Raw genomic sequence first — 6,073 nt, forward strand, 5'->3', positions numbered from 1 at the left:
CCACGCCGGCCGGGATCGGCACCAGGCCGCCGGTCCCCGATGCCACGCCGGCGGTCGCGACCGCGCCGGTGCCGGTTCCCGGCCTGTCGGACATCCCCGGCGGTCTTGCCGGGCTGCCGGGCCTGGCAGGCGGCCTGGTCCGGGCGCCGGGCGCGTCGGGATCCGGTGCGCCACCCGGCAACCCGGGCTTCCCCGTTGGGGAGGGCCTGGTCTTCACTGCCGGTCGGCTCGGCCTGCCCGATGCGCCGGGCGGCCCGTCGGCTGGCCCGCTGCCGCTCCTCGACACGCTGCCCGGCCTGCCGCCGTCCGGTTTCCGCAGCCCGGAGATCCCGCCGCCCGTCGCGGTCAGCGAGCCACCGCCGCTGGCCTGGCTGCTGCTGGCGATTGCCGGCTTGGTTCTGCTGCGGCGCCGCATGCGCGGCTGAGGGTCTCAGCGCCCGTCCGGCCGCTCGCCCGCCTTGCGCTCCACGGTGCCGAGCGCATCCGCCAGCCGGTGCGTCGCGCTGCCCGGGCGGGCGGGCTTCTGCTGGCTCTCATGCGGCGCCCAGCCGGTCAGCACGAGCAGCCGCAGCCCAGGCGCGATACCGTCCGGCCCCTGCGGCAGCGTCGCGGCGGCCATGGCGAACAGGGCCCGTGGCGGCGGCCTGCGGTCGGCCGCCAGCACCGCATTGGCCTCCCCGGCGGCGCGCAGGTCGCGGAACAGGCCGAGCGCGCTGCGATAGGCCAGCGGCACCTCCTCCGCATCGGCCACCGGCAGGGCGAAGCCGGCGCGCTGCAGCAGCCCCGCCGCGTCGCGCAGTTCGGGGAAGGGCGAGACGCGGGGCGAGAGGCCCCCCCGCAGGGTCGTCTCCGCCTCGGCGAGCGCGGTGCGCAGCGGCTGCAACGTGCCGAGGCCGGGCAGCGAGGCCAGGAACAGCCCGTCCGGCGCCAGCGCCCGCCGGATCTGCAGCAGCGCCCCCGGCAGGTCGTTGACCCAGTGCAGCGAGACGCTGGCCACGACCAGGTCGAAGCTCTCCGGTGCGAAGGGCAGGAACTCCTCGTCCGCGGCCACCGGCAGCCCCCCGGCGTGGCGCGCCATGGCGGGGGAGAGGTCGGCCGAGACCACGAAAGGGATGCCCCGCGCCGCCAGGCGCGGCGCCACCACGCCGCGCCCGCCCAGGTCGAGCGCGCGTGTGAAGCGCCGCGTGGTGTCGTCCAGCCGGTCCAGCAGCCGCTCCGCGCAGGCCTCCAGCACCGGTGCGACGGTGTCCACCGTCGCCACCGCCCTTTCGCGGCGGCGCCGCACCAGGCGGCGGTCAAAAACGTCCTTCAGGACCGGAATCCCTTCATATGAAGGAACCTACAATATCGATCTTCTCCTCAACTCTGCGTGCGATATCCGCTCTAAGGTTTGTTAGCTTTAGGCGCAGATTACGAAAAAAATCAAGCATACCAACTTCGCTCAGCCACCATTCGTCTAGTTCTGTAACTTGAACTGATAGCGAACTAGCTTGGCGAAGCTCCACTTGTTCATCCTTAGCCTCACGATAAGCGAAATCTTTAAGGAAACGCTTTAATTGGCGCTGCCGATGTTTATTGGCGTTCATCTTCTTATTTACGCTCAACCTAAGTGTATTTTCGACATTGCTGCTAAATAAGTCGAACAGGCCACCAAACTCAGTTCTATATATATTAAGTAAAGTAATCACAAAATAGAGTCTTGGTTGGCGGGGGTTAATGACGGGGGTCAGAATAAGGCTGCGGTTTGGTCCATATGCACCGAGCAGCATGTCCGGCATCAGCGCCTTCGTTTGACAGGCGGCCGGGGTCTGCTCATCGCGCTCACGATCAAGCGCCTCTATCAATTCGACTAAATTTGGGAGGACCCACTCGCGCTCAACCAAATCGCGCGCCATGTCGTGCGACATGGAGATTACGTTATCGGTGAATCGCAGAATAAATTTGTCCATTGCTTTGCGTATTTGCTGCGAACCGATCGAAGTAAGAAACACAGCTGTGAAATATTCTTGGAATGATCTGTGAACAAAGCCAATATAAAGACCATCTTGCTGAAGCATACATACTGATTCTCGCAGATCAAGCACGAAGTCTGATGCGTTGACACGAACAAAAGACTCTTTACTTATTGTTCGCATGTATTTGATCGCAGTATCTGCCACTTCAATAGCATTGTCTTCTGTGAATAAGTATTTTTCGCGCGAGTAGCTAAACGTACAGAAGGCCGCGAAGCAGGCGCGAAAGTCGTCACGCGACAGTCCGGTCCTCGTCTTTCGGCGGAACTGCCGCTTCTGAGCATCATGCTTTTGTAGCATTGTATCAAAGGCCTGACTGTAGAATGCATGCATCTTTGAAGGAAGGTCTGCGAATTCTTCGTACGTAAGCAACATTATCGTTGTGAGAAGGGGAGATGCCAAGAATCCCCTGTGCGTTTCATATTGAATATCAACGACATTGGCCAAAAATCGCTTCTTTACGCCTGAATCATAATCGAGTCCGCGAACGAGTTCTGTCGTTTGTTCTTTAGTGAGATCGCAGACACTATAAACAAAGAATTCAGTCCAGGCTCCAAATCGTTGATCCGGTCTACTAGACACTACTATAGTCAGATTAGGAAACCTGCGGCGCAGATCAAAAATCTGTTTTTGCACTTCGTCTCTGATATCAAAATTTATCTCGTCGAATCCATCGAGAATAAGAAAGAATACATTAGATTCAAGGGCTAATTTGAATCGATCTTCGCTTATCGCCTCATCTGGGCGCGTGCAATTTGTTCTGACAAATGTCAATAGATCCTTATTTGTGATCGAATTCAACTGCCTCAATTCCACAAACAGCGGGATCGCGCCTCTGTCCTCAGCTATGGCATTAACAGTGATGTGTCGCAACAGCATGCTTTTGCCGCTACCAGCTAAACCGGTAACGACAATAGATTTCCGCTCGAATAAATGTTTACCGAAGTCAATATCGCTCATGCGGGCGTTTTGCGGGCCGAGAGAAAGATCGATGTTGACATATTGTGTCGTCACATCTTGAGGGTGTTGAGGATTCAATAAAGACTTAAAATATCGGCATTGCAAGTAGCTAGAAAGCAAATAATCGTCTACACCAAGTCTAAGCGAAATTGCCGATCTGTCGACAGCCTTTTTTGTTGTTTTTTCCACGTATGCAATAAGTTGGGTTGTGGCTCGTTCAAGTGCCTTTCGAATTATTGGCTGTGCCGCGGCTGCAGCAGCTTGTCCGACCAATTCTCCCATGCGTTGGTCACCCTTTTCCGGCTACTTTAGCACTTCGCACTAAGGCTGTGCGCCGTCAGCGCGATTGCGCGCTGTCCGGTTAGAAGCAAGAGTAAAAAGCGTGCCATGGAGAGCACGAAGATGGCTAGAGGAACCAAGCGAATGAACGCCACCGATGTCTCCGCCGCGCGCAGCGCCGCCGTCGCGGCCACCGTGGACCGCATCCGCGCCATCGAGGCGCAGCAGGGCGTGACCCGCCCGGCCCTGGAGGCGATCCGCGCGGAGCTGCTGAAGCTCGCGGCGCAGGAGCACCTGTTCCCCTCGGCCAACTTCCCGCCGCCGCCGAACGGCGAGAAGGGCTCCAACCGCTACCTGCTGCAGGAGGATCCGGGGAACCGCTTCGCGCTCTACCTCAACGCGCTGAACCCGGGGAACGAGACCAAGCCGCACGACCACACCACCTGGGCGGTGGTGGTCGCGGTGGACGGGCAGGAGCTGAACAAGGTCTATGAGCGCCTGGACGACGGCTCCGACCCCGCGAAGTGCCAGCTCCGCGTGCGCGAGGAGGTGATGGTGGAGCCCGGCCGCGGCATCTGCCTGATGCCGGAGGACATCCACTCCATCCACACCACCGGCAGCGTGCCCACCCGCCACCTGCACATGTACGGCCTGGCGCTGGAGAAGCTGGACGCCCGCAAGGCCTATGACCCGGCCACCGGGACGGTCAGCGCCTACAACAAGAACTTCATGAAGCCGACCGCCAGCGCGAAGGCCTGACGCCATGGCCGCCCCGCGCATCACGGCCGCGACGCTGAAGTCCTGGCTGCGCGATGGCAAGGAGCTCGCCATCCTCGATGCGCGGGAGGAGGGGGAGTTCTCCGCCGGCCACCTGTTCTGGGCCGTGCCCTGCCCGCTCTCCCAGGCGGAGCTTCGGGCGCCCCACCTGCTGCCGCGCCGCGGCGTGCGGGTGGTCTGCACGGATGGCGGGGAAGGCCATGCCGAGCGGTTGGCCGGCGTACTGGCCGGCCTCGGCTGCACCGACCTGCATGTCTTCGATGGCGGCACCCCGGCGTGGAAGGCCGCCGGCTACGAGGTCTTCTCCGGCGTCAACGTGCCGTCCAAGGCCTTCGGCGAGTGGGTGGAGCACCACTACGGCACGCCCTCCGTTGACGCCGCCGAGCTGAAGGCCATGCAGGACCGCGGCGACGACATCCTGGTGGTGGACAGCCGCCCGCTGGCCGAGTTCCGCAACATGTCCATTCCCGGCGCGATCGACGTGCCGGGCGGCGAGCTGGCCTATCGCGTGCCCTCCATGCTGGTGCGGCCGGACACCACGGTGGTGGTGAACTGCGCCGGCCGGACGCGATCCATCCTGGGCGCCGAGAGCCTGCGCCAGGCCGGGCTGCCGAACCCGGTGGTGGCGCTGCGCAACGGCACCATGGGCTGGGAGCTGGCCGGCTTCCGCTGCGACCGCGGCCGCGCGGACCGCTATGCCGAGGGAACGCCCCCCGACGCCGCCGAGAGCCTGGCCCGCGCCCGCCGCTTCGCCGCGGAGCATGGCGCGCAGAGACTGGACCCGGCGGGCCTTGCTGCGCTGCGCGCCGACGCCTCCCGCACGACCTATGTGTTCGACGTGCGCGACCCCGCCGAATTCGCCGCCGGTCACCTGGCGGGCTCGCGCAGCGCGCCGGGCGGGCAGCTGGTGCAGGCGACCGATGCCTGGGTCGCGGTGCGCCACGCCCGCCTCGTGCTGGTGGACGACACGGGGACGCGGGCGAACATGACTGCCGGCTGGCTGCGCCAGCTGGGCGGCTGGGAGGTCTTCGTGCTGGACGGCGGCCTGGACGGCCGGCTGGAGACCGCCCTGCCGCCCACCCTGCCTGCGGGCACGCCGCGCGTCAGCGTGGGCGAGCTTGCCGCCCTTCTGGCGGAGGGCGCCGCCAGCGTGGTGGATCTCGGCCGCTCCGTCGCCTTCCGGGCCGGCCACATCCCGGGCGCCATCTGGGGCGTGCGGACGCGGCTGGCGGCGGTGGCGCCGCGTCTGCCGACGGACCGCCGGGTGGTGGTGACGGCGCCGGACCCGGCGCTGGCCGCGCTGGGCGTGGCGGAGCTGCACGGCCTGGTGAAGGTGCCCGTCGCCGCGCTGGAAGGCGGCACGCCGGCCTGGGAAGCGGCAGGCTTCCGCCTGGTGGCCGACCGCACCGACCCGCCCGACGAGGCCTGCGTGGACGCCTGGCTCCGCCCCTACGACCGCAACCACGGGGTGGAGGCGGCGATGCGCGAGTACCTGACCTGGGAGGTCGAGCTGGTCGAGCAGATCGCCCGCGATGGCGACGCGAAGTTTGGCCACTGGTGAGCCCACCCGCCTGCGGCATGGCTTCCGCCGCCTGGGCGGGGCGGTGTTGGACGCGCTGCTGCCGCCGCACTGCCTGACCTGCGACAGCCCGGTGGAGGCGCAGGGAACGCTCTGCGCCACCTGCTTCCGCGGCCTGCACCTGCTGACGCCGCCCTTCTGCGCCCGTTGCGGCGTGCCCTTCCTGCATGGGGGCCAGGCGGGGGCGGGCGGCCTCTGCCCTGGCTGCCTGGACCGGCCACCGCCCTACGATCTCGCACGCGCCGCGCTCCGCTACGACGAGGGCGCGAAGCGCCTGCTGCTGCCCTTCAAGCACGCCGACCGCACGGAACTCGCCGCCCCGCTGGCCGCCCGCATGGCGCGCGCCGGCGCCGCGCTGCTGGATCGCGCCGACCTGCTCGCCCCGGTGCCGCTGCATTGGCGCCGCCTGGTCGGCCGGCGCTACAACCAGTCCGTGCTGCTCGCCCGGCGGCTGGCGGCGGCGGCC

Annotated in this window: 5 protein-coding genes and 1 pseudogene; 4 read left to right on the top strand and 2 right to left on the bottom strand. The window is 65.3% G+C overall.

The window, feature by feature from the left end; genetic code table 11:
* Positions 1–425: pseudogene (locus OZN99_RS23240) on the top strand (hypothetical protein); the annotation flags it as partial.
* A gap of 5 nt (positions 426–430) precedes the next feature.
* Here the strand turns inward: OZN99_RS23240 and OZN99_RS23245 are convergent.
* Positions 431–1,321 (bottom strand): methyltransferase domain-containing protein, encoded by an 891-nt coding sequence (locus OZN99_RS23245; RefSeq protein WP_270937643.1) that lies wholly within the window; start codon positions 1,319–1,321, stop codon positions 431–433.
* A gap of 4 nt (positions 1,322–1,325) precedes the next feature.
* A complete protein-coding gene (locus tag OZN99_RS23250; RefSeq protein ID WP_270937639.1) occupies positions 1,326–3,254 on the bottom strand; it encodes an NACHT domain-containing protein in 1,929 nt (642 codons plus the stop codon).
* A 141-nt stretch (positions 3,255–3,395) separates the two neighbouring features.
* On the opposite strand from OZN99_RS23250, the gene OZN99_RS23255 reads away from it, so the two are divergent.
* The 3 genes from OZN99_RS23255 to OZN99_RS23265 all read left to right on the top strand — a co-directional run.
* Positions 3,396–4,010, top strand: a complete 615-nt coding sequence (locus tag OZN99_RS23255; protein ID WP_270937640.1) for a cysteine dioxygenase family protein — start codon at positions 3,396–3,398, stop codon at positions 4,008–4,010.
* Between the two features lie 4 nt (positions 4,011–4,014).
* Positions 4,015–5,589, top strand: a complete 1,575-nt coding sequence (locus OZN99_RS23260; protein ID WP_270937641.1) for a rhodanese-like domain-containing protein — start codon at positions 4,015–4,017, stop codon at positions 5,587–5,589.
* On the top strand, positions 5,561–6,073 hold a 513-nt coding region (locus OZN99_RS23265), incomplete at its 3' end, for a ComF family protein (RefSeq protein ID WP_270937642.1). The genes OZN99_RS23260 and OZN99_RS23265, both read left to right, overlap by 29 nt.

The sequence above is a fragment of the Falsiroseomonas oryzae genome (assembly GCF_027856955.1).
Classification (GTDB): domain Bacteria; phylum Pseudomonadota; class Alphaproteobacteria; order Acetobacterales; family Acetobacteraceae; genus Falsiroseomonas; species Falsiroseomonas oryzae.

Bases quoted from the DNA above. Each gene is read 5' to 3' on its own strand.
- OZN99_RS23250 (WP_270937639.1), bottom strand. From the start codon at position 3,254: ATGGGAGAATTGGTCGGACAAGCTGCTGCAGCCGCGGCACAGCCAATA.
- OZN99_RS23255 (WP_270937640.1), top strand. From the start codon at position 3,396: ATGAACGCCACCGATGTCTCCGCCGCGCGCAGCGCCGCCGTCGCGGCC.
- OZN99_RS23260 (WP_270937641.1), top strand. From the start codon at position 4,015: ATGGCCGCCCCGCGCATCACGGCCGCGACGCTGAAGTCCTGGCTGCGC.